This window comes from uncultured Brachyspira sp., assembly GCF_944390845.1.
In the GTDB taxonomy this organism is placed as follows: domain Bacteria; phylum Spirochaetota; class Brachyspiria; order Brachyspirales; family Brachyspiraceae; genus Brachyspira; species Brachyspira pulli.
The window spans coordinates 1-24,546 of the sequence record NZ_CALXRM010000039.1 but is presented as its reverse complement, the minus strand read 5'-3'; the positions used below and the strand labels follow the sequence as shown (position 1 = coordinate 24,546).

At 27.9% G+C, this 24,546-nt stretch carries 16 protein-coding genes; 8 read left to right on the top strand and 8 right to left on the bottom strand.

Annotated elements, in window-relative coordinates:
- Nucleotides 1-23: 23 nt before the first annotated feature.
- Together Q0K52_RS08950 and Q0K52_RS08945 are read left to right on the top strand one after the other, a co-directional pair.
- Nucleotides 24-1,148, top strand: coding sequence for an ethanolamine utilization protein EutH (locus Q0K52_RS08950; protein WP_297298620.1), 1,125 nt, complete (start codon nucleotides 24-26; stop codon nucleotides 1,146-1,148).
- Between the two features lie 196 nt (nucleotides 1,149-1,344).
- Nucleotides 1,345-2,451 (top strand): SpoIID/LytB domain-containing protein, encoded by a 1,107-nt coding sequence (locus tag Q0K52_RS08945; protein ID WP_297298630.1) that lies wholly within the window; start codon nucleotides 1,345-1,347, stop codon nucleotides 2,449-2,451.
- Between the two features lie 68 nt (nucleotides 2,452-2,519).
- Here Q0K52_RS08945 and Q0K52_RS08940 read toward each other — a convergent pair whose 3' ends face one another.
- Complete coding sequence (locus Q0K52_RS08940; protein ID WP_297298618.1) at nucleotides 2,520-3,890, bottom strand: aldehyde dehydrogenase family protein; 1,371 nt, start codon at nucleotides 3,888-3,890, stop codon at nucleotides 2,520-2,522.
- A gap of 160 nt (nucleotides 3,891-4,050) precedes the next feature.
- Between Q0K52_RS08940 and Q0K52_RS08935 the strand changes: the two genes are divergently transcribed.
- Both Q0K52_RS08935 and Q0K52_RS08930 read left to right on the top strand, forming a co-directional pair.
- Nucleotides 4,051-6,312 carry a lytic transglycosylase domain-containing protein gene (locus Q0K52_RS08935; protein ID WP_297298616.1) on the top strand — a complete coding sequence of 754 codons (2,262 nt, stop codon included), beginning with the start codon at nucleotides 4,051-4,053 and terminating at the stop codon, nucleotides 6,310-6,312.
- A gap of 123 nt (nucleotides 6,313-6,435) precedes the next feature.
- Nucleotides 6,436-8,694, top strand: coding sequence for a transglycosylase SLT domain-containing protein (locus tag Q0K52_RS08930; RefSeq protein ID WP_297298614.1), 2,259 nt, complete (start codon nucleotides 6,436-6,438; stop codon nucleotides 8,692-8,694).
- A 476-nt stretch (nucleotides 8,695-9,170) separates the two neighbouring features.
- Here the strand turns inward: Q0K52_RS08930 and Q0K52_RS08925 are convergent, their stop codons facing one another.
- From Q0K52_RS08925 to Q0K52_RS08915, 3 genes are all read right to left on the bottom strand, one after another.
- Nucleotides 9,171-9,596, bottom strand: a complete 426-nt coding sequence (locus Q0K52_RS08925) for a PepSY-like domain-containing protein (protein WP_297298612.1) — start codon at nucleotides 9,594-9,596, stop codon at nucleotides 9,171-9,173.
- Nucleotides 9,597-9,788: 192 nt separating this feature from the next.
- Nucleotides 9,789-12,350 (bottom strand): hypothetical protein, encoded by a 2,562-nt coding sequence (locus tag Q0K52_RS08920; RefSeq protein ID WP_297298610.1) that lies wholly within the window; start codon nucleotides 12,348-12,350, stop codon nucleotides 9,789-9,791.
- Nucleotides 12,351-12,543: 193 nt separating this feature from the next.
- On the bottom strand, nucleotides 12,544-13,218 hold the full coding sequence (locus tag Q0K52_RS08915; RefSeq protein ID WP_297298607.1) for a hypothetical protein: 675 nt from the start codon (nucleotides 13,216-13,218) through the stop codon (nucleotides 12,544-12,546).
- 236 nt (nucleotides 13,219-13,454) lie between these two features.
- Here Q0K52_RS08915 and Q0K52_RS08910 point away from each other — a divergent pair, with 236 nt between their 5' ends.
- From Q0K52_RS08910 to serB, 3 genes are all read left to right on the top strand, one after another.
- Nucleotides 13,455-14,600, top strand: coding sequence for an alanine--glyoxylate aminotransferase family protein (locus Q0K52_RS08910; protein WP_297298605.1), 1,146 nt, complete (start codon nucleotides 13,455-13,457; stop codon nucleotides 14,598-14,600).
- Nucleotides 14,601-15,218: 618 nt separating this feature from the next.
- On the top strand, nucleotides 15,219-16,823 hold the full coding sequence (gene serA, locus Q0K52_RS08905) for a phosphoglycerate dehydrogenase (RefSeq protein WP_297298603.1): 1,605 nt from the start codon (nucleotides 15,219-15,221) through the stop codon (nucleotides 16,821-16,823).
- A 17-nt stretch (nucleotides 16,824-16,840) separates the two neighbouring features.
- A complete protein-coding gene (gene serB / locus Q0K52_RS08900; RefSeq protein ID WP_297298601.1) occupies nucleotides 16,841-17,461 on the top strand; it encodes a phosphoserine phosphatase SerB in 621 nt (206 codons plus the stop codon).
- A gap of 88 nt (nucleotides 17,462-17,549) precedes the next feature.
- Here the strand turns inward: serB and Q0K52_RS08895 are convergent, their stop codons facing one another.
- From Q0K52_RS08895 to Q0K52_RS08885, 3 genes are all read right to left on the bottom strand, one after another.
- Nucleotides 17,550-18,899, bottom strand: a complete 1,350-nt coding sequence (locus Q0K52_RS08895) for a citrate/2-methylcitrate synthase (protein ID WP_297298599.1) — start codon at nucleotides 18,897-18,899, stop codon at nucleotides 17,550-17,552.
- 84 nt (nucleotides 18,900-18,983) lie between these two features.
- Nucleotides 18,984-20,243 carry an NADP-dependent isocitrate dehydrogenase gene (icd, locus tag Q0K52_RS08890; protein ID WP_297298598.1) on the bottom strand — a complete coding sequence of 420 codons (1,260 nt, stop codon included), beginning with the start codon at nucleotides 20,241-20,243 and terminating at the stop codon, nucleotides 18,984-18,986.
- Nucleotides 20,244-20,332: 89 nt separating this feature from the next.
- The gene (locus Q0K52_RS08885) at nucleotides 20,333-22,588 is read right to left on the bottom strand and encodes an aconitate hydratase (RefSeq protein ID WP_297298596.1); all 2,256 of its coding nucleotides are present in this window, start codon (nucleotides 22,586-22,588) and stop codon (nucleotides 20,333-20,335) included.
- Between the two features lie 168 nt (nucleotides 22,589-22,756).
- Here Q0K52_RS08885 and Q0K52_RS08880 point away from each other — a divergent pair, with 168 nt between their 5' ends.
- Nucleotides 22,757-23,266, top strand: a complete 510-nt coding sequence (locus Q0K52_RS08880) for a hypothetical protein (protein WP_297298594.1) — start codon at nucleotides 22,757-22,759, stop codon at nucleotides 23,264-23,266.
- 64 nt (nucleotides 23,267-23,330) lie between these two features.
- On the opposite strand, the gene Q0K52_RS08875 is transcribed toward Q0K52_RS08880, so the two are convergent.
- Nucleotides 23,331-24,062, bottom strand: a complete 732-nt coding sequence (locus Q0K52_RS08875; RefSeq protein ID WP_297298592.1) for a glycerophosphodiester phosphodiesterase family protein — start codon at nucleotides 24,060-24,062, stop codon at nucleotides 23,331-23,333.
- Nucleotides 24,063-24,546: the final 484 nt, after the last annotated feature.

The following is a 24,546-nucleotide window of genomic DNA, read 5'->3' as shown; positions in this document are numbered from 1 at the left end:
AATATACTTAATAGGCTATAATTATGAGTATAAATGAAATAATATTGTATATAATGATTATATTTATGGTTTTAGGAGCCATAGATAAAATTATTGGTAATAAATTTGGTCTCGGAGAACAGTTTGAAGCTGGTTTTAATGCTATGGGGGCTTTAGCCTTATCTATGATAGGTATTATATGTCTAGCCCCTGTAATAGCAGCATTATTAAGACCTATTATAGTTCCAATATATATGGCTCTTGGGGCAGACCCTGCTATGTTTGCAACGACAATACTCGCAAATGATATGGGCGGGGCTCCTTTGGCATTAGAGTTTGCTAATGATATGAATGCAGGAAAATTTTCAGCTTTTATAGTTGGTGCCATGATGGGGCCTACTATAGTTTTCAGTATACCAGTTGCTATTGGTATTATTAATAAAGAAGATCAAAAATATTTAGCTTTGGGTATAGCTTCAGGGATGATTACCATACCAATAGGTGCTTTTTGCGGAGGACTTGCAGCTGGATATGGAGTTATATTTTTAATAAAGAATCTTATTCCAATAATTATAGTATCAATACTTCTTACTTTAGGTTTAATATTTATAAGAGATGTTTTGATAAAGATATTTGATTTATTTTCTAAATTTTTAGTGATATTAATTACTATAGGTTTAGTTTTTGCTGTAATAGAGGCATTAACAGGAATTCAAATTATAAAATTTACTATTGGCAATCAAACAGTTACAATGTCGCCTATATCTGATGCTGTTACTACTGTTGCAAGTATAGCTTTTGTTTTGGCTGGAGCTTTCCCACTTGTATTTGTACTTACTAAGGTAGCTTCAAAACCTTTGGAAGCTGTAGGAAAAAAACTAGGAATGAATGATGTTGGAGCTGCTGGTTTGGTTGCAACTCTTGCCAATAATATACCTATGTTTAATATAATGAAAGATATGAATAATCAAGGGAAGATTATAAATTGTGCATTTGCTGTTAGTGCGGCATTTACATTTGGTGATCATTTAGGATTTACTGCCGGTTATGCAGGAGGAGAATATAGAAATATGATATTCCCTATGATAGTTGCTAAATTGGTTGGAGGCGTAACTGCTATAATAGTATCTTATTTTGTATCTAAGATAGTACTTAAAAGTAATGATTGATTATTTATCAAATATATGTGCAATTTTTAATTGTAAATAATAATTATTAAATACTTTGACTTTTTACAGAAATTATATTTTAAAGTAAGTTATTAAACTACCGATAATTTTGATTGAACTATTTTATATATTGCAAGGAGGCATTAAGATTATGGGAGTCAAAAAGTCTTTGTTTTTGTTGCTAGTACTTCTAGCTATGAATAGTATATATGCATTTGCCAATCAAAATATCATCAGAGTACAATTAACAGATGTAAAAGCACCATATACTATTAATATCAAAGGTCCATACAAAGCTTACAATTATAAGTATGAGAGTGAAATTATTTCTGCTCTTACAAATGAAAAAGTAATGGTTGTAGAAAACAGATTAGGTTTAAAAGTTAATGATGTTGGTGTTTATAAAGAAGGTATAGTATTTGAAACACAAGATGGTTTTAATTTGAATGGTGTTGATTATTATGGTTCTTTAATGTTTATTCCATATAATAATACTATGATAGTAGTTAATGAGCTTAATATTGAAGACTATGTAAAAGGAGTACTTCCTCATGAAATGTCTCCAGATTGGCCTATGGAAGCATTAAAAGCACAAGCAGTAGCAGCTAGAACTTATGCAATGTATCATATACTAAAAAATGCTAATAAAGCTCCATTTGATGTTGATAATACTACTAAATATCAAGTTTATAATGGTAAAGAAAAAATGAACTGGTCTGTTGAACAAGCAGTGGATAGAACTAGATATGAAATAGCTGTTTATAAAGGTAAAGTAATAGCTACTTATTTTAGTGCATTATGCGGCGGACATACTGACAGTGCTGAAAATGTATTTGGTGTTGCTGTTCCATATTTAGCTGGTGTTTCTTGTCCTTATTGTAATGCCCAAATAAAGCCTTGGACAAATACTTTAACTTATAATGAACTTAATAATGATTTAGCAAGTTATTCTGTACATGCTAGTGAAAAATCATCTATAGGTATAAGTACTGACCCTAAATCAGGTAAAGCTACAAATATTAAAATAGATGAAAGCGATATCACTTCAAGAGATTTCAGAACAACACTTTCTCCTAAAGTAGTTCCATCTCTTAACTTTACTATTAAAAAAGTTGATAATGGTATCATAATCACTGGTAAAGGCAGCGGACACGGTGTAGGTATGTGTCAATGGGGTGCTTATGGTATGGCACAAGTAAAAAAAGATTATAAAGAGATTTTAAAATTCTATTATAATGGTGTTGATATTGTTGATTATAATAGAGTCAATAAAGAATTTGAACCAGATGTTTGGGGAAATTAATTTTTAATAATTAAGAATATTAAAGGCTTGTATTGATATTTTTCAATGCAAGCCTTTTTATTTGTAAATTATTTTTTTATTAAATTGTATAAGAATTTAAGTGATTTAATGTTTTTGTCATAAGGCGGATATTTTGTAGTTAATTCAAAATTATAGCCTTTATTTAATATAGTAGTTTCTTTTGAAAAACATTTAAAACTATCATAACCATGATACTGTCCTATACCGCTATTTGCTATTCCTCCAAATGGTGCATGAGGATTTAATATTTGACTTATAGTGTCATTAACAGCACAGCAGCCGTAACTTATTTTTTCTATGAAGTAATAATTAAATGCTAAATCTTCTGAAAATATATACATAGCTAAAGGAGTAGAGCATATCTTTTCTACTAATTCTCTTGCTTCTTCTTTTGTTTTATAATATAGTATTGGGAAAACACTTCCAAATATTTCATCTTTAATTATATTAGTTTCTAAATCTTTTGGCTCTACAAGACTTATTGATATAGATAAATTATTATCATCATATTCTCCGCCATAAATTATTTTTCCATCGTTTAAATATGATTTTATTCTTTTATAGTGATTTTCATTTATGATTCTATGCAATTTTCTTTCTTTATTAAATACTTCTATTTCTTTACTGAATGCAGTTAAAAATTTTTCTTTTAAATCTTCTCTTAATAATATATAATCCGGAGATATACAAGTTTGACCAGAGTTTAAGAATTTTCCCCATATAATTCTTTTTACAGCTTTATTAAAATTATTTCCGTTTATATCATCTATAATAACAGGAGATTTTCCTCCAAGCTCTAAAGTTACAGAAGTTAAAAATTTAGATGCATTTGACATGATTATTTTTCCAACTCTTGGAGAACCTGTGAAGAATATTTTATCATATTCTATTGTTGTAGTGCTTTCCGGAGGTACAGTTTTATCTATAACGGCAATATATTCTTCATCAAATGTATTTTTTATTGAATCATATATTACATCATAAACTTTTGGAGTTAATTGAGAAGGTGCTATTATAGCAGTATTTCCAGCACCTATTGCACCAACAAGAGGAAGAAAAGTTAATTGAACAGGATAATTCCAAGGTGATATTATTAATGATACACCAAAAGGTTTATTTATTACCATCGTTTTAGCATCCATTGTTATCATGTTCTTCTTTACTTTTTTATGATGCATCCATTTCCTTAGATTTTTTATGAATAAATTAATTTCTTCTATAACCATATAGAATTCTGAAGCTATAGCCTCAAATTCACATTTTTGCATATCTTGATATAAAGCATCAATAAAATCTTTTTCATACTTTATGAGCATTGTTTTTAATTTTTTTAATTGTTCTATTCTGAAATTATAACTCATAGTTTTTGAACTTTTAAAAAATTCTTTTTGTTTATTTCTTAATCCTATTAAATCCATTTTATATATTTCTCCATAATTTGTTTATAGTTAATATACAAAAATATTTACAAATTACCATTATTTTTTATGGTTAATATATTGAATTGATTTGCAAAAAATCATAAAAATAATAAAATAAAAACTTTATATATAAAAACTATGTTTGGATTTTGCGTAAATGAAAAATAAAATTACTAATATTTTTAATAAAAAATTTATATTGTTGCTTGTTACTCTTGCTATTATTATTGTAGTAATTACTTCTATACTGGTAGCACAGGATATCTCTTTAAAGAAAAAAATAACTTCAAAGAATAAAATAAATTATGGTACTGCATTAGAATTGTACAATAGAGAGCAATATTTAGAAGCATATAATCAATTTACCAATATAATGAATAGAGATGAAGATTCAATTATAAAAGATTATATTATATATTATGGTGCTAAAAGTGCTTTGAGTACTAATATGTATAATGAAGCTATAGATTTGTATTCATTATTAATGAAAGAATATACAAATTCTCCATTATATGCTTATGCTGAACAGTATAAAGCATTAGCAGAATTTTATAGAGATGATTATCCTGTAAGCAATTTTTTTAATAGCAGGAAACAAAATTGGATTAAAGAATTTGTAGGCATTAGAGCTTTAAGAAATACTGATGATACAAATAAATCTAAAATGATAGCTTATGAACTTATTACTAAATTATCAAATACTGAGGCTATTATTTATTATAATGATAATTATGAAGATGAAATATCATTATTTGATAATGGATTAAAATATAAGGCGGCTTCAGTACTTTATGAGGCAGGATTTAGAAAATCAGCATTAAAACATTTTCAATATTTATACTCTAATAATTACAATAAGGGAAATTCAACTTATTATATGGCAAGAATAAATGAAGCGGAAGGAAATAGGGCAGAAGCAGCTAAATTGTACGATGAATATTTATCTAATGCCAATAATAAAACATACAGAAAAATGGGACTTTACTATGCTGCTGGTAATTATGATAAATTAACAAATAATGCAAAAGCAATGGAATTGTATAATACATTTTTGAAAGATTACCCAAGAGATGATTATGTTCCAAGAATATATAATAATTTTGTTAACACAAGTTTAAATAAAAATAATTTAGTTCAGGCAAAAGTTTATTTAACTAATGTTATGAATAAATTTCCAAATAGCTGGCAGACTGAATTAGCATTAAAATCATATTTAAGAAAAGCATTTAAATTAAAAAACAAAACTGAAACTTATTTTGCAACTTCAGCATTAGAGAAAAGATATACAAAATTCAGACATGATTTTCCATTATCTTGGAGTATGTGGAGTGCATCAGAATTTGGAGATACTAAAAAAAGAGATGAATACTTAATGGAAATACTTCTTACAAGTAAAAATCATTATTTTGTTAATGGTGCTTTGAGTTTGGCCAATGATGAAATGATAAAAAATGTTGAAATCAGCAATACTTATTATTTTGATGAAGCTAAAAAATATTATACTGATTCAAACTATACTAAGTCTATGGAAATGCTTGATAAGATTCAATTCTTAAATTATATTGCTACTGGAAAAGAAGATGATTTAATGAAATCTGCTAGAGATATGGCTAAAAATATTCTTATGCAAAATGAATTTGTAAAAGAGCTATATTCAAATAAAAGTGATTATGATTTATTTAATGAATTATCATTGCAAACTACTAATGAAGTTGATAGATCAATATTATTATATTATTATGGTGATTATGATAATGCATATACAGAATATGATAAAATATTTAAGAAAGCAGAAGAAGTAAATTATCCATTATTTCATTTTGCAGAAAAGATTTTTAAAGATTCTGGAAATACAAAAAGGCTTATGCAGATATCGGTTAATATAGGAAAGTATTTTGATTATCCTTATACTTATAATACAGATTTGCTTCCAGATGAATTTAGAAAAAAAGTTTATCCAAGATATTTTGATGAATATGTTGTACCGGAAGCAAAACATTATAAAATAGAGCCTTCTTTCATATATGCTATAATGCGTGAAGAAAGTACATTTGATCCAAAAGCTAAATCTTGGGTTGGAGCTATGGGACTTATGCAGTTAATGCCTGCAACAGCTGAGGAACAAAATAGGAATCCTAGATATAGATATGATCCTTTAAATTTAACAGATCCAAAACAAAATATTAATATAGGTATTGGACATATAAGCTGGTTATTTAGAAATGAAAATGCAAGCAATTATATAATAGTAGCAGCAAGTTATAATGCTGGTTCAGGACGTGGAAAAAGATGGAAGTCTGAATATGGTACTAATAATATGTATCGTACAGGAAGATTCATTGATATTGAAGAAACTGAATATTATGTAGAGAAAGTTATTAATAGCTATGAACATTACAAAAAATATTATAAAGATTAATATGTAGTTATCTTAATAAATATATTTGAAATGTAATCGAAATGTAAAATTTATTTGCAAAAAATCAAAAAAATAATACAATAATGCTTACTATATAAAAACTATTTTTTGGATTTTGCGTAAATGAAAAATAAAATAGCTGCTATTATTAATAAAAGAGTTTTACTGTTTGCTCTTTGCATTGAAATCATTGTTATAATAATGACTTCAATGCTAGGTGCTCAGGACATTTCATTAAAGAAGAATATAATATCAAAAAGTAAAATAAATTATGGTACTGCACTAGAATTATATAACAGAGAGAAATATTTAGAAGCATATAATCAATTTACAAATATAATGAATACAGAAGAAAATATGCTTATTAATGATTATGTTATATACTATGGGGCTAAAAGTGCATTATATACTAATATGTACGATGAAGCTATAAATTTATATTCATTATTAATGAAAGAATATCCGCGTTCATCATTATATCCTTATGCAGAACAGTATAAAGCATTAGCAGAGTTTTACAGAGATGATTATCCTATCAGTAATTTTTTTAATAGCAAGAAGCAAAAATGGATTAAGGAATTTGTAGGTATTAGAGCTTTAAGAAATACAGATGATACTAATAAAGCTAAAATGATAGCTTATGAACTTTTAACTAAATTTGGAAATAGGGAAGCTATTATATATTATAATAATAATTATAGTGAAGATATCGTTTCATTTAATAATGATTTAAAATACAAAGTAGCAGCAGCACTTTATGATTCAGGGTATAGAAAAGCTTCATTACCTCATTTCAAATATTTATATGATCATAATTCACACAAGGCTACTTCCACATATTATATGGCTAGAATCAAACAATTATCAGGCGATAGGGAAGAAGCTTCAGTATTATTTAATGAATATTTATCCAATCCTAACAATAAAGCACATAGAAGATTAGGACTTTATTATTCTGCTGATAATTATAGTAAATTAAAAAATTATAATAAATCAATGGAATTATATAATACTTTTTTGAAAGAGTATCCAAGAGATGATTATGTTCCTAGAATATATAATAACTTTGTTAATATTAGTTTGAATAGAAATAATTTAGTTCAGGCAAAAAATTATTTAACTAATGTGATGAAAAGATTTCCTAAAAGCTGGCAGACTGAATTGGCATTAAAGTCGTATTTAAGAAAAGCATTTAAATTAAATAATAAAACAGAAACATATTTTGCAACAAAAGCATTAGAGGCTAGATATCCAAAATTCAGACATGATTTTGCCTTATCTTGGAATATGTGGACTGCTTCAGAATTTGGAGATACTGAAAAAAGAGATGAATATATAATGAAAAGTTTGCTTACAAGCAAGAGTCATTATTTTGTAAAAGGTGCTTTGAGTTTAGCTAGTGATGAAATGATTCATAATGTTGAGATTAGCAATACATATTATTTAGATGAGGCTAAAAAATATTATGCTGATTCAAATTATACTAAGTCTATGCAAATGCTTGATAAGATACAATTCTTAAATTATATTGCTACTGGAAAAGAAGATGATCTTATGAAAGAAAGCAGAAAGTTAGCTAAAACTATACTTATGAGAAATAGATTTGTTAAAGATATGTATTCCAAGAGAAATGAGAATGATTTGTTTAATGAATTATCTTTACAGACTAGGAGAGAAGTTAATAAGGCTATAGTTCTTTATTATTATGGTGATTATGATAATGCATATACAGAATTTGATAAAGTATTTAAAAAGACACAAGTAACATATCCATTATATTATTTCGCTGAGAAAATATTTACAGATTCAGGCAGAACTAAAAGACTTATGCAAATATCAGCTAATATAGGTAAATATTTTGGATATCCTTATAACGAAAATACAGATTTGCTTCCAGATGAGCTTAGAAAGAAAGTTTATCCAAGGTATTTCGATAAATATGTTGTACCAGAAGCCAAATATTATAAAATAGAACCGGCTTTTGTATATGCCATAATGCGTGAAGAAAGTTTATTTGACATAAAGGCTAAGTCTTGGGTTGGTGCTATGGGACTTATGCAGTTAATGCCTACAACAGCAGCTGCTGAAAATAAAAAATCTAGGTACAGATATGATCCTTTAGATTTAACAGACCCTAAGCAGAATATTAATTTAGGAATTTCTCATTTGGGTTGGTTATTTAGCAGTCAAAAGGCAAGTAATTATATATTAGTAGCAGCAAGTTATAATGCAGGTTCAGGACGAGGAAGAAGATGGAAATCTGAATACGGTACTAATAACATGTATCGTACAGGAAGATTTATTGATATTGAGGAAACAGAATATTATGTAGAACGAGTTATTAAAAGCTATGAGTTCTATAGTAAGTATTATAAAGATTAAAATATATCTCAAAATGATTTTAATATATACTGAAAATTTTTAAGTTTATCAACTGAGACACTTTATATAGATGTTGTCTACTTTTTTGCCGCACACGCTCTACGTACTTCGTCAAAGAACCTTATATCCTCGATAAACTCGGATACGCTACGCGAAAAACGCAATTGCTATAACTTTATATTTAAAGAATATGTATCAAATATGGTATAATACCCTGATTTTAGGTAAAAAATGCAGTTCTTTTGGTTCTTTTATACCAATACTTACAGTACTTCCTTCGGTCGTAAAAGAACTGGGGTTCGGGGCAAAGCCCTGAAAATATTTTAAATTAAAAAAATTATTTTGACAAAATATAATTGTTTAGGTATATACTAAAAATTTTAAGTAGTATAATTTATTTATTCTAGTTAATTTAAAAAATAACAGGGTATTAGAAAAATCTAATACCCTGCCTTGTATATGGGATGGAAAGTAAATCAATCATCAAATTTTTGTCCTATCAGCTGACCGTCAGAAGATATATAAAGCTCCATCATATTGTTTAGCTTTACTTCATAAGTTCCCCATTTCTTTTCAGCACTAATAACCACTGTTTGTGGATATGTGTTCTGTATTGTTTTTGCCACATTAGCTGGAAAAACATTAAGCGGTATTCCTATATACTCGGCTTCTATTTCTTTCCAATCGCCGTTACGTAGAAATTCTATTTTAATACCATTGGAAAGTTCTACCTCATATTTACCATCATCTAATTCCACATACCATATCTGTGCATCTGGAAATGCTCCTGATATGAATTGTTTTGCTCTATCAGGTAATGATTCAGGAGGAATAATTCTGTCAGCCAATAAAGTACTAGAGGTGAATATGATAATTGCTAATACGATCTTCATCATTTTCATACAGCACCTCCCTCGTTTTTAAGTATAGTATATCATATTTTTTATTTCATGTCAATATTTTTTACAAATATTTTACTTCTTATTTACAACAGAATATTAATTGAAAAATATTTTAATAAAAGTTGATAAAATAATAGCCCTAATGTATAAAAATTTACATTAGAGCTATTATTAATAATCTTTTATATTCTATTATGAATTTCTTTTTATATATAAAGATGAGTTTATTATTAATATTATTATGAATATAATCCAACAAATAACAGTACTATATAAATATTTCATTGAAGGTTTAAATTCAAATACTATATTATTGTCGCCTGCTTCAACATAAACACCTCTGAATAATAAGTTAGCATTTAGCAGCTCTTTTTTCTCCCCATTTACTGTAACTTGCCAATCATTATTATAACGCTCTTTTGATACAAGTATTCCGGCATCAGGTGTTTTTACATTGAATACTATTTTATTGTCAGTTTCTTCTAATAATTCAACACTATGAATAGCCTTATTATTATTTAAAGTTATATTTTTATTTGAATTATTTAATAAGACAACTTCATTTGCCAAGTTGAAATTAGGCATGCTAATTCTTCCAAGTCCGTCATTGAAATCAACAGCATTATAGGCATTATTTACAAATTCATATTTATTTCTATAACCCTTTAATTCATATAAAACAGCAGCGGAGAATTGATCTTGATACTCTGTTATTTTAGTTAAATCATTTGATAGAATGGACTGATCTAAATATGTAGGACTTAAAATGTATCTTACACCAAGTAAATCCATAAGTCTAGGCTGATATCCTACATAATCATTTATTCTAAATTTCATAAAAGTATCGGTGATATCTTTTGATAATCTGCTTGCTGCAGGAGGTTCTGTTAAAGGTATATTGTAATAAGGCATTGTATGTGTTGTATATCTATATAGATAAGGAATCAATATAGGCATTGTTGTTTTATTGCCTTCTTCTTTTAATATATGATCAACTATAGGAGTAGAATTGTACATTTGATTAATATTAGATTTAACTATAAACATATTTCCGCTTTGTGTCAAATCTAAAAATAACACTGCCATAAACATATATGGTAAGTATTTATAAAATAGTTTTTCTTTATTAGCAATTATTATATAGAAAAATACTATAATACTTCCGATAACAAGGAAACCAATATGACCTAAATCATACATAGAGAATAATATAAATCCTATAAATGGAACTACTACAGCAAATTTATCTTTTATAGTTATATCCTTTAATGAAATTGCACTATTCATTAAAAGCAGTACAGTAGATGACATTAGCATTAATCTTACAAAAGACATTGATATATTTTTTGCTATTATTGCAGCATTTTGTTCTTTCCAGTCAGCAATAAAATTATTATATATAACACCATTAGCTATTATTGTAATTAATGCTAATACAACAGAGGCTATAGCTATAATATACATTATTTTTTGAGCTATATTTATATATTTATAATCATCTTCCAAATATTTTAATAATTTATCTTCTTTTTTAGCTTCTATTGCTTTAAATATATAATCTGCTGCAAATGAAGATAGTATAGCAAAAGGTATAGGTATAATTTCTATAAATTTATTTGGGTTTCTTGCATCTCTGAATATCGGAATTTGAAACAATGTTCCATATATAACAGGGAAATATCTTCCAAAACTAGCTATCAAAAAGAATAGGGCAGTACCTATCCAGAAATATTTTTCATTGTATTTTTTTCTGCTTATAAAAATAGCAAATATTATAAATAGGAAAGTTATATAACCAATATTTGCAGAAGTTAAAGAGAAATTTGAAGTTTTAGGCTCTCCAGGCATATTAGCTATTCTTCCCCAATAAGGGTGGGTTTCGCTTCCGGAATAATAACCAAAGAAACCAGGTATGAAAAATCCTAATACTTCCTCAGGAGGATATGACCATCTTGTAGCCCATTCCCATAATTGTTTTTTATCCTCAACTCCGGCAGCTCCCATATCTTGAGTATTTTTTGTAACCATTATTATTTGTATAGACATTAAAAAAGAAAATACTGCTACCAAAGCGAATTTTCCACATAAAAGAATTATTTTTTTTATATCTGTTTTTATAAAGTCAATTATTTTTTTGTCATTCTTTTTATTATAAAGTAAGTATAAGAAGTAACATGATAAGAATAAAGCAAAGTACATAGCTACATCTAATGCACCGCCTAGAAATGCAACTCCTAAGAAAGCACCAGTGAAGAAGAAATGAATCCATTTTTCAGTGTTCATAGCTTTAGATAAGAAATATAAAACAAAAGGGAAATAACAATAAGTTTCAAATTTACCTAAGTGTCCTGGAAGTATAAGAGTTATTATAGCATTAGAAAACATCAAAGCAATTGCACCAAACATAGATGCTTTTATTGATAATTTCTTCTCTCTCAAAAATAAAAATAGTCCGTATCCCATTATAGCTATATGAAATATAATACTCATTTGCGGATATATTTCATTAGGAAATAATGCTATGAGTAATGCTTTAGGGTGAATAGGAACTGTTGAAGATGATGCTATTGTGAAATATGCATTATTCCAAAAATATAAATTACCGCTGAATATTGCATCTTTAATATTTTTTATATCCCAGAGAATAACATCGCCCATTTGAAGATATGAGAATGTTAAATTACTGTAGAAAAACAGTATGGAAAGTAATACAAATATAACAGGGTATATAATTTCTTTTTTTAATGATTTCATTATTTATTATTCCTTATTTGATTAAAGTAAGTTAATAATTTTTATTATGATAAAAAATTAGATATTAAATAATATATAAAAGATGATGTATTGTCAAGGAGTTTTGTATTAAAATATTTTAATTATTAAAATGTATTAATAAAAAAGGTATTAACTTAATTTTGAGTTAATACCCTTTTATATTTTTTATTAATTATCCTATTATATTTGGTCCGAAATATCCCCAATCAGTCCATCTTTTATCATTAATGTCTATAGTAGTATTTATATCATTTTCAGTCATAATAGGTAATTTAGTCCAATCGGGTATATTATGATTATTAGCTATAAACTCAGATATTTTTAGTCTATATTCTGTTGTACAGTTATTAATTCCATCTAAAAAGTATATTTTATCTTGTTCTTCAACTATTTTTACAATGCAATATATTTTTACTTTTAATCCTGATGGAGAATATGGATCTCCTATATCATATAAGTATGTAGGATCATCTTCATAATAGTATATTGCTGTATTAGCATCTAAACATTTATGGAATAAATATTCTTTAACTGCAGTTCCATTATTAATTATATTTCCTTCAGAATCGAAATAATAATTCATTTTTGTAATTTTTTGATTTGCTACTTTGCTTTTCCATACTTTATTGTTATCTGTTTCTGTTATGCTTCCACCTGTATTACTATCATTGTTAGAATTTCCGTTTTCTTCTGTGTTACTTCCGATATTTTCAGTATTATTTCCATTTTCTTCTGTATTGTTTCCATTACTGGAAGAGTTATTATTATAATTTGGGCCTGTTTTTCCAGCATTAGAACATGATATACTTAATATTAATATGAATAGTAAAATAAATATTTTTTTCATTGTTTTTATCCTTTAACATATTTGAATAATTTTAGTATAAATCTAGTAAATAATTTAGAAAAAACAATTATTTTTTTATAAGTAATTGCTTTTTTATGTAGATAATTAGTACTTTATAGTAAAATAAAAAATAATTTTTATATATATTACTAAATATAGTATTGTAAAAAATAATATATGTACTATAATAATGGAAATATTATTGTACTTTTGAATATTAAAGGAGCGTTTTATTTATGAGGGATAAAACTTTTTTGATGATACCAGGACCTACACCAGTACCAGAATCAGCATTGATAGAAATGGCTAAACATCCAATGGCACATAGAAGTAAAGAATTTTCAAATATATTAAAAGAAGTTTATGAAGATTTAAAATATGTGTTTCAAACTAAGAATGATGTATTTCTATTTACAGCAAGCGGAACGGGAGCAATGTGTTCTGCTTTAGAAAACCTTATTAATGAAGGCGATAAAGTATTATGCTTATCTATTGGAAATTTTGGTGCAAGATGGGCTAAAATTGCAGCAAGCAGAGGAGCAGTAGTTACAAAGTTGGAAGTTGAAGCAGGACAAATTATAAAACCTGAAATGCTTGAAGAAGCTTTAAATAAAGATAAAGATATAAAAATTGTCACTCTTACTCATAGTGAGACTTCAACAGGTGCTGCTAATGATGTTAAAACATTATGTTCTATAATAAAAAAACATGGTGCTTTATCTGTTGTAGATGGAATAACAAGTTTATGTGCTATGGAGTTTAAAACAGATGAATGGGGTATTGATGTTGCAGTGTCTGGTTCTCAAAAAGGATTTATGATAGCTCCAGGATTATCTTTTTTAACAGCAAGCGAAGAAGCTTTAAAAATGCATGAAAAATGTAAATATCCAAGTTTTTATTTTAATTGGACAGAACATAAAAAATCTAATGCTAAAGATACAACTCCTTTTACACCAGCAGTTAGTTTAATAACTTCTTTGCATACTTCTTTAAAAATGATAAAAGAAGAAGGTATTGAGAATGTTAATGCAAGACATAAAAAACTTGCTTTATCATTAAGAAAAGCAATCAGAGCAATCGGATTAAAATTACTTGTTGAAGATGATAATAATGCAAGCCATGCAATAACTTCAATACTTCCTCCAGATGGAATAAGTGTTCCAGATATAAGAAAAACTCTAAAAGAAGATTATGATATAATAGTAGCGAATGGTCAGGGATCTTTAGAAAATAAAATATTTAGAATTGGTACTTTAGGATTCGTTTGCGAACGTGATTTAATAATGGCAGTTGGAGCTTTAGAAGCAAGCCTTTTGAAGTTGGGATATAAATTTGAATTAGGAATAGGAGTAAAAACATTAATTGAAGAATTAAATAAATAAAATATATATGTAAACTATATCTTGTTTTTATATTTTTAGATTTGCCAAAAGAACAACAAGATATTGATATAACGTAAAATTTTTATTAGATTATAAATAAAAAAATTGTATATAGATATTCTAATATAATATAAAAATTATATTAGAATATTTTATTTTTATAATCAGTTTTTATTAGTAATAATAAATGAGCCGAATCCGTCCCACATGGATATAGTAAACAAATAAGTTTATTTATTTGCTTATTATAGGCGTACCAATTAGGCACCTTTCAGGTTGGCGAACATAGCAATAAAAAAGCGAGAAAAATCCGTCTCTATAATTTATTATCGAGGAGCTTATATGATTTTTCGAGCATAACAACAAAAAGCGAGCCGAAGCCAGCAAATAAATTTATTTATTTGCTTATTATAGGCGTACCAATTAGGCACCTTTCAGGTGGGCGAACATAACAATAATAAAACGAGAAAAATCCGCCTCGATAATTTATTATCGAGGAGCTTATATGATTTTTCGAGCATAGCAACAAAAGAAGTGAGAAAAATCCGCCTCGATAATTCATTATCGAGGAGCTTATAGGATTTTTCGAACATAGCAACAATAAGGAGAAAATATATAATGAAAGTTTTAATAACTGATAAGATAAATGAATGTGTTAAGGATATAATAGCTGATGTTTCTGAAGCTGTATTTCTTCCTACTATGAGCGAAGATGAACTTGTAAAAGTTATTGGAGAATATGATGCTTTGATGGTAAGAAGTCAGACAAAAGTTACAAGAAAGATTATAGAAGCAGGAAATAATTTAAAGATTATAGGACGTGCCGGAGTAGGAGTTGACAATATAGATGTTGAAGCTGCTACAGAAAAAGGAATTATTGTGGTTAATTCTCCAGACGGAAATACTATAGCTGCTTCAGAGCATACTATCGCATTGATGCTTGCTGTATCAAGAAATATAGTACCTGCAGTTGTTTCTACAAAAGAAGCTAAATGGGATAGAGATAAATTTACTGGTAATGAACTTTTCGGAAAGACTTTAGGAGTTATGGGATTTGGAAGAATAGGAAGAAAGGTTGTACATATTGCTTTGGCTATTGGAATGAAAGTTATAGTATACGATCCATTTGCTACAGAAGATATTGTTCAAAAAACTGGTGCTGTTTATGAAACTTCTTTAGATGAATTCTTACCAAAATTGGATTATTTATCTTTGCATATACCAAAAACTCCTGAAACTAATAATATAATCAATAAAGATAATTTATCTAAAATGAAAAATTCTGCTATTATTATCAACTGTTCAAGAGGCGGACTTGTTAATGAAGAAGATTTAAAAGAAACTTTAGAAAATGGTACTATAGCTGCAGCTGCAGTAGACGTTTTTGTTAATGAGCCAAAAATAGAAACTTGTCCTTTAGTTCAATATAAAAATAATAATTTAATACTTACTCCTCATTTAGGAGCAAGCACTAAAGAAGCACAAATCAATGTAGCATTGGATGTTGCAAAACAAATAAAATTAGTATTATCCGGTGGATACACAGAATCAGCAGTTAATATTCCTTCACTTAATCCTGAAAAATTAGAACCAGTTAAAGATTATATGAAAATAGCAGAGAATGCTGGCGAAATGATAATGCAGGTTGCTAATGGTAAAATAAAATCTCTTGAAATAACAGCACAAGGAGATTTAATTAATTTAGATATTCAGCCTCTTGAAGTTGCTATATTAAAAGGTGCATTATCTTATATGTTCCAAGATGTTAACTATGTTAATGCTCCATATCTAGCTAAGCAAAGAGGAATAGAAGTAAAAACTATAAAATCAGAAGCTCCTTCTACTTTTACAGGCATACTTAAAGTAAAATTAACAACAGATAAAGATGTAACAAGTGTTTCTGTTTCATTAATAGCTAAGAACATAGCTAGAATAGTTAAACTTAATGATTATGATGTTATAATTAAACCTCAGCCTCATATATTGGTTGTTCCTCATATAAATCAGCCTGCTATGATAGCAAAAGTTGCAACAGTACTTTCAGGCGACGGAATAAATATTGGTTCAATGAGTGTATCAGAGAATATTAAAGGAAGCAACATGTCTATGATGGCTATAAACGTTGATAGAGTTATAGGAAATGATGTTATAACTAAAATTTCTAATATAGATGGTGTTTCTGATCCTAAGTATGTAAGACTTACAGCTGAATATACTTTATGATAGAAGGATAAATAAAAATGAAGTTAGCAGTTTTTGATTTTGATTCTACTTTAATGGACGGTGAAACTTTAGATATCATTGCTAGAGAAACGAATTTTGCAAATGAGATTGCAGAAATTACTGCAAGAGGTATGAGAGGAGAAATAGATTTTTTTGAAAGTCTTCAAAGCAGGGTAGCCTTATTAAAAGGAATAAAATTAGAAACTGTTAATGACATTTGTAATTCGCTTCCTATTATGAATGGTGCTAAAGAAATAATAGAAGAACTTCATAAAAAAGATTATAAATGTGTATGTTTTTCAGGCGGATTTAAAAATGCTACTATTCCTTTTTCACAAAAACTTAATTTGGATGCAGAGTTCTCAAATATTTTCCATGTTAAAGATAATATTCTAACCGGAAAAGTAGGAGGGGAAATGATGTTTTCTAACAGCAAAGGCAATATGCTTTTAACATTGCAGAAACTTTTAAATGTTGATTATGATGATACATTAGTAGTTGGAGACGGTGCAAATGATTTAAGTATGTTTAAATATGCTAAAAATAAAGTGGCATTTTGTGCTAAAGAAGTTTTGAAAAAAGAAGCAACCATAATAATAAATGAAAAAGATTTAAGACTTATATTAGATAAAATTTAAATTATTTTTTGTTTTATAAAAGTTAAATAAAAAAGAGACTTAAAAATTTATTTAAGCCTCTTTTTTTATTGCCATAAATTATACGATATTATTGACCTCTATCAGCCATTTTTATGAACTCTTGAGGTTCAGATACGTTTTTATATGCTGGTCTTATTATTCTTCTATCATCGAAATTTAATTCTTCTATTCTATGAGCACACCAACCTACAATTCTTGACATAGCAAATAGAGGAGTGTAAATTTCCTTAGGTATTCCAAGCATATCATATATAAATCCAGAATAAAGGTCTACATTAGCACAAACTCTTTTTTTATCGCCTTTTACTTTTATAAAACATTCTACTGCTCTTTGTTCTATTAATTCTAAAAAATCAAGTTCGCATTCTTTTTTCTTTTCTTTAGCAAGCTGACGTGCTAAATCTTTTAATATAACAGCTCTAGGATCTGATAAAGTGTAAACTGCATGTCCCATTCCATATATAAGACCGCTTTTATCATAAGCTTCTTTATTTAACATCTTTATTAAATAATCATCTATTTCATTGATGTTATCCCAATCATCTATAACTTCTTTTAAATGACTGAACATATCACTTACTTTGGCATTAGCTCCTCCATGCAAATCTCCTTTAAGAGAACCAATGCCGGCAGATATACTTGAATATGTATCTGTTCTAGTTGAACTTGTTACACGTACTGTAAATGTGGAATTATTACCGCCTCCATGTTCAGCATGAAGTATAAGAAGTAAGTCAAGCATTCTCGCTTCTAAAGGAGTAAATTCTTGTTTAAGCATGTATAAGAAATTTTCTGCTATAGAATATTTTGTTTTAGGTAATGTAATATTTAAATATTTTTGATTAACACTATATTTATACATATTATAGGCATAAGCGATAATAGCAGGAAATCTTGCTATCAATTGTATAGACTGAAGCATTAAATTTTCTAAAGATAAATCTTCAGGATTAGGATCATGAATATACATTTCAAGTACGCTTCTTGATAATATATTCATAATATTCTGACCTTCCAAATCTATTATATTCATAATAGTTTTTTTATCTAAATACATATTTTCTGAAATAAGTTCTTTGAAATATAATAATCTTTCTTCATCAGGAAGCTTTCCAGATAATAATAAATAGCATACTTCTTCATATCCGAATCTTTTTGATTCAAGTATATCTTTAGCTATGTCATTTAAATCATAACCTCTATAATAAAGCTTGCCGTCTATAGGAAAAACATTACCTTCAGCATCTTTTTCATATCCTACAACGTCTCCAACATTTGTAAGTCCTACTAATACTCCGGTACCGTCTTCATTTCTAAGTCCCTTTTTTACATTATATTTCTGAAAAAGCTCACTATCTATCTTTATACGTTTACTAGAATGATCGTATAGCTTATAAAGTAAATATTCTTTTCTCATAATAAACTCCTTTTTAATTGATTTTAGTTTATAAAATATAATGTTTTGTATAATACAAAATTATTAGCAATAAATTATAAAAAATTATATTAGAGAAACTATTTTCTCTCCAAATTCTTTAGTACCAAGAGAAGTACCATTTTCCATAAAGCTTGCTAAATCTTCAGTAGCATATCCGCTTTCAAATGATTTTTCCAAAGCATTTATTATTAAATTAGCAGCTTCATTTAAATTTAAATATTCCAATGCCATAACAGAAGAAAGTATTAATGAACAAGGATTAGCTTGATTTTTTCCTGCTATATCTGGTGCTGTTCCATGAGTAGCTTCAAAAATAGCATGACCTGTTTTATAATTAATGTTTCCTCCAGGTGCTATTCCAATTCCGCCTACCATAGCAGCAAGTTGATCTGATATATAATCACCATTTAAATTTAATGTAGCTATTACAGAATAATCTTCAGGTTTTAATAATGTATTTTGTAAGAATGCATCAGCGATATTGTCTTTTATTATTATTTTACCGCTTTCTTTAGCTTCTTTTAATTTTGCTTTTGCTTTATCTTCGCCGAATTCTTTTTTTATTTCTGCATATTCTTCCATAGTGAAAGTTTTATCAGCAAATTCTTTTCTAGCAAGTTCATATCCGTATTTTTTGAATCCGCCTTCAGTGAATTTCATTATATTACCTTTATGAACCAAAGTTACTGAAGGAAGTTTGTTTTCAATAGCATATTCTATTGCAGATGCTATTAATCTTTTAGAACCTTCTTCAGATACAGGCTTAACTCCAAAAGATGAAGTTTCTGGGAATCTTACTTTACTTACACCCATTTCATTTTTTAGGAAGTTATAAAATTTCTTAGCTTCTTCAGTACCAGTTTTCCATTCTATACCTGCATATATATCTTCAGTATTTTCTCTGAAAACTACCATATTAACTTTATTAGGTTCTTTTACAGGTGAAGAAGTACCTTTAAACCATCTTACTGGTCTTAAACAAACATAAAGATCCAAAGTCTGACGAAGTGCTACATTAAGAGAACGCATACCTTCACCTACAGGAGTAGTTAAAGGGCCTTTTATACCTATTAAATATTCTTCAAAAATTTTGATTGTTTCATCAGGCAAAGGAGTACCTAATTCTTTTTGTGCTTTATCCCCGGCAAGTACCTCAATCCATTCAATAGATTTTTCTCCATGATATGCTTTTTTTACTGCCTCATTTACTACCATTTGTGCCACTGGAGTAATTTCCTTTCCAACACCATCACCTTCAATAAATGGTATTGAAATATTATTTGGAACGATTAGTTTACCATTTTTCATTTCGATTTTGCTCATAATAATATCCTAATTGTTATTTTATAAATACTTTCTATACTAAATAGTTTATTAATAATAACTTCAATGTCAAATTATTATTTTAATGTTTAATTATTTCCTAAACTGTTTAATGCACTTCCATTTTTAAACCATTCAATTTGTGCATCATTATAGGTATGTACTGCTTCAAATATATCTTCACTTCCATCTTCATGAACTACTTTAACAGTAAGATTTTGTTTAGGTTTGAAATTATCAAGTCCTATTATACTTATTTTATCTTTTTCCTGTATTTTATTGTAATCATCTTTATCTTTAAATGTTATAGCAAGCATACCTTGTTTTTTTAGATTTGTTTCATGTATTCTTGCAAAACTTTTAGCTAATACAGCTTTAACATTCAAAAATCTTGGTTCCATTGCCGCATGCTCTCTGCTTGAACCTTCACCGTAATTTTCTTCTGCTACAACTATAGAAGATATATTTTTATTCTTATATTCTTTTGCTGTTTTTGAAACTTCTTCATAACTGTTATTTAATTGATTGAATACACAGTTCGTCTTATCATTGAAGAAATTAACAGCACCCATTAACATATTGTCTGAAATATTTTCCAAATGTCCTCTGAATTTTAGCCAAGGCCCAGCCATTGATATATGGTCAGTTGTACATTTACCTTTTACTTTTATAAGCAGAGGCATATTCTCAAAATCTTTTATATTAAATTTATTGAAAGGTTTTAATAATTGCAAACGTTTTGAATATTTATCTATTATGATTTCTACTGTACTGTCAGGAGCATTCTGTCTTTTTTTATTTTCAGTGCTAAGTCCATTTTTAGGCAAAGCTATTCCAACAGGTGCATCAAGTTTAACTTCTTTTCCTTCTTCATTTATAAGAGTATCTTTAAGAGGATTAAATCTTAAATCTCCTGCTATACTCAAAGCCATTACAGTTTCAGGAGAAGCAACGAATGCATGAGTGTTAGGGTTGCCGTCGGCACGTTTAGCAAAGTTTCTATTGAAAGATGTTACTATTGAGTTTGCTCTTGTATTATCAGGCTCTTGTCTGTTCCATTGTCCTATACAAGGTCCGCATGCATTAGTCATTATAACAGCACCGATTTTTTTGAAGTCGTCAATTATACCATCTCTTAAAGCCGCATTATATGAAGCTTCAGAACCCGGATTAATTATTATTTTTGCTTTCACTTTTAATTTCTTTTCTATTACCTGACGTGCAAGAGAAGCAGCCTTACTTAAATCATGATAAGAAGAATTAGTACAAGAACCTATTAATCCAACTTCCATAGCTGTAGGATATTTATTTTCTTCTACTTTTTTAGCAAACTCACTTATAGTGCATGCAGCATCAGGAGTGAATGGTCCGTTTAAGTATGGTTCTAATTCAGACAAATTTATTTCTATTATTTTGTCATAATATTTTTCTGGATTTTGATATACTTCTTCATCAGCTTTTAAATTAGCGATATTTTCATCTGCAAGTTTTGCAATTTCTTCGCGTCCTGTAGATATTAAATATTCTTTTATATTATTATCATAAGGGAATATTGAAGTAGTAGCTCCAACTTCAGCACCCATATTACATATTGAAGCTTTACCAGCAGCGGATAGGGTAGATGCTCCTTCTCCGAAATATTCTATAATAGAGTTAGTACCGCCTTTAACTGTTAAAATACCTGCTAATTTTAGTATTACATCTTTTGCACTAGCCCAGCCATTTAGTGAACCAGTCAATTTTACTCCTATTATATTAGGTATTTTTAATTCCCATTCCATACCAGTCATAACATCAACTGCATCAGCACCGCCTACACCTATGGCAAGCATTCCAAGTCCTCCAGCATTAGGTGTATGAGAGTCTGTTCCTATCATCATTCCAGCAGGGAAGGCATAATTTTCTAAAACTATTTGGTGAATGATTCCAGAACCTGCTTCCCAGAAACCTAGTCCGTATTTTTTGGCAACACTTTCTAAAAAATTATAAACTTCTTTATTAACATTAAGTGCATTTTTTAAATCTTCTTCGGCACCTTTACAAGCCTCTATTAAATGGTCGCAGTGTATTGTTGCTGGTACTGCAGAAGAAGTTTTTCCAGCATTCATAAATTGAAGCAAAGCCATTTGAGCTGTAGCGTCCTGCATTGCAACTCTGTCTGGTCTGAAATCTGCATAATCTTCCGCTCTTTTAAAATCTTTTATATCATTTTCATTGTATAAATGGGCATATAAAACTTTTTCTGATAATGTTAATGCTCTGTTTAATTTTGACTTTATATTATTTACTTTATTTGAATAATTTTTATAAAAATTTCTTATCATATCTATATTATATACTTCCATCTTATAACCTTCCTAAAAATAATATTGCTATAGAGTATTACTATATAACAATATTGTTTTTTTATCAATAGTTTTGTAAAATTTTTATATTGTATAGGAACTTTTATCAGTATTATTCGTCTAATAAATCAAATAAAAACAATTAATTAAAAAATAGGAGATTAATCAATGAAAACAAAAATATTATTATCTACACTTATTATCACTTTAATATCATCAATGGCTTTTGCCCAAACACCTCCTCCGCCTCCAGCAGAGTCTAGGGGTACACCTAGAGGTTATTATGAAGCTGCACCAAGAGAAAGAGAACCAGTACCTCCAGCACCTAGAGGAAGACATGCAGCAAGAGGCGATGTATACAGAATGTGCAGAAATGCAGGAGTATATTTAAGCGATGAGCAAATTGATGAAATGAGTAAAATTGCTTATGAATATGAATTAAAAATAAATGATTTAGAATATCAAAAAAGAAGTATTGATTATAAGTTTAAAATGGAAAGAGAAAAAATAGATATCGATTTAAACTTAATCAAAGACTTAATAAATCAGAAAAAAGATTTAGAAAAAGAAATAGATTATCTTAGAATAGAAAAAGATGTATCTATATTAGATGTTCTAACAGATGAACAATTACAGCAATTGAATGCCTATAGAATGAGATATTATTACTATAGATAAATCTAATTATAAAATATAACTATACGAAAAATAAGGGTTAGTAAGGCAGTAACTTATTAGCCCTTTATTTTTTTATAAATATATCAGGCATATCGGTAAATATTCCATCTACACCAATAGAATAAAATTCATTTGCCAATTCTAAAGAATTTACAGTGTAAACATAAACTTCGTAATTTTCATTTTTTATATTTTCTATTAATTTTTTATTTACTGTCTTATCAAATAAATGTATAGATTGCGGTTTTAGTTCTTCAGATATTTCTTTCCAATGCTCTGTTTTATCATAAAATAAAATTCCAAATTTAGCATTCTTATCTACATCTTTTAAAATTCTTAACATATCAAATTCAAAGCTTGAATAAAAAATTAAATCTTGAACTTTATTGTCTTTTATTAGTTTTACAGTATTTTCAACTATGCTATTCCAGTATTTTTCGTTTTTTCCAGATTCACCTTTGAGTTCTAAGTTAATTTTAGTATTTGTGTTTTTAGATAAATCTATTAATTCTTTTAAAGTAGGTATTCTAGTATTTTTAAATTTTTCATTTTTCCAAGAACCAGCATCAATATTTTGTATATTGTTATAGTCTAAATCATTTATAATACCATCAAAATTTGTATGATGTTTAGTTTCATAATCATGAAATAAAACAAGAGTACCATCTTTTAATATAGTAACATCTGTTTCTATACATTCTGCACCTAATTCTATTGCTTTTTCAAATGATAATAAAGTGTTTTCCGGATATTGAGATGAAAATCCTCTATGTGATATTATTTTATTTAAATACATTTTTTAATCCAATTAAAATTTATAACATTATAAGAATAATATACCTAAACAACTATATTTTGTCAATTTTTATATTTTGTAAATATATTATCAACTTTTTTGTCGCTCACGCTCTGCGGACTTCGTCAAAGTTGCTGCCTACGGCACGCAGAGCGAAAAACGCATATACTACAGCCTTATATTTTAAAAATATATTAAAAGTAGTTTAATACCTAAAATTTTAGTAAAAAACGTAGTACTTTTGATTCTTTGTGGCAATACCATACCTAAATGTACTCCTTTCAGTTGTAGTACTTCCTTCGGTTGCAAAAGAAGTGAGGTGCTGCGTAAGCACACAGCCTGGTGGTCAAAGCCCTGCAGATATTTAAAATTTAAAAAAATTATTTCTGACAAAATGTAGTTGTTTAGGTATATACCTAAACAAATATATTTTGTCAATTTTCAAACAGATGAAAGTTCTCTGCTAATGCTATTGATAATTCAC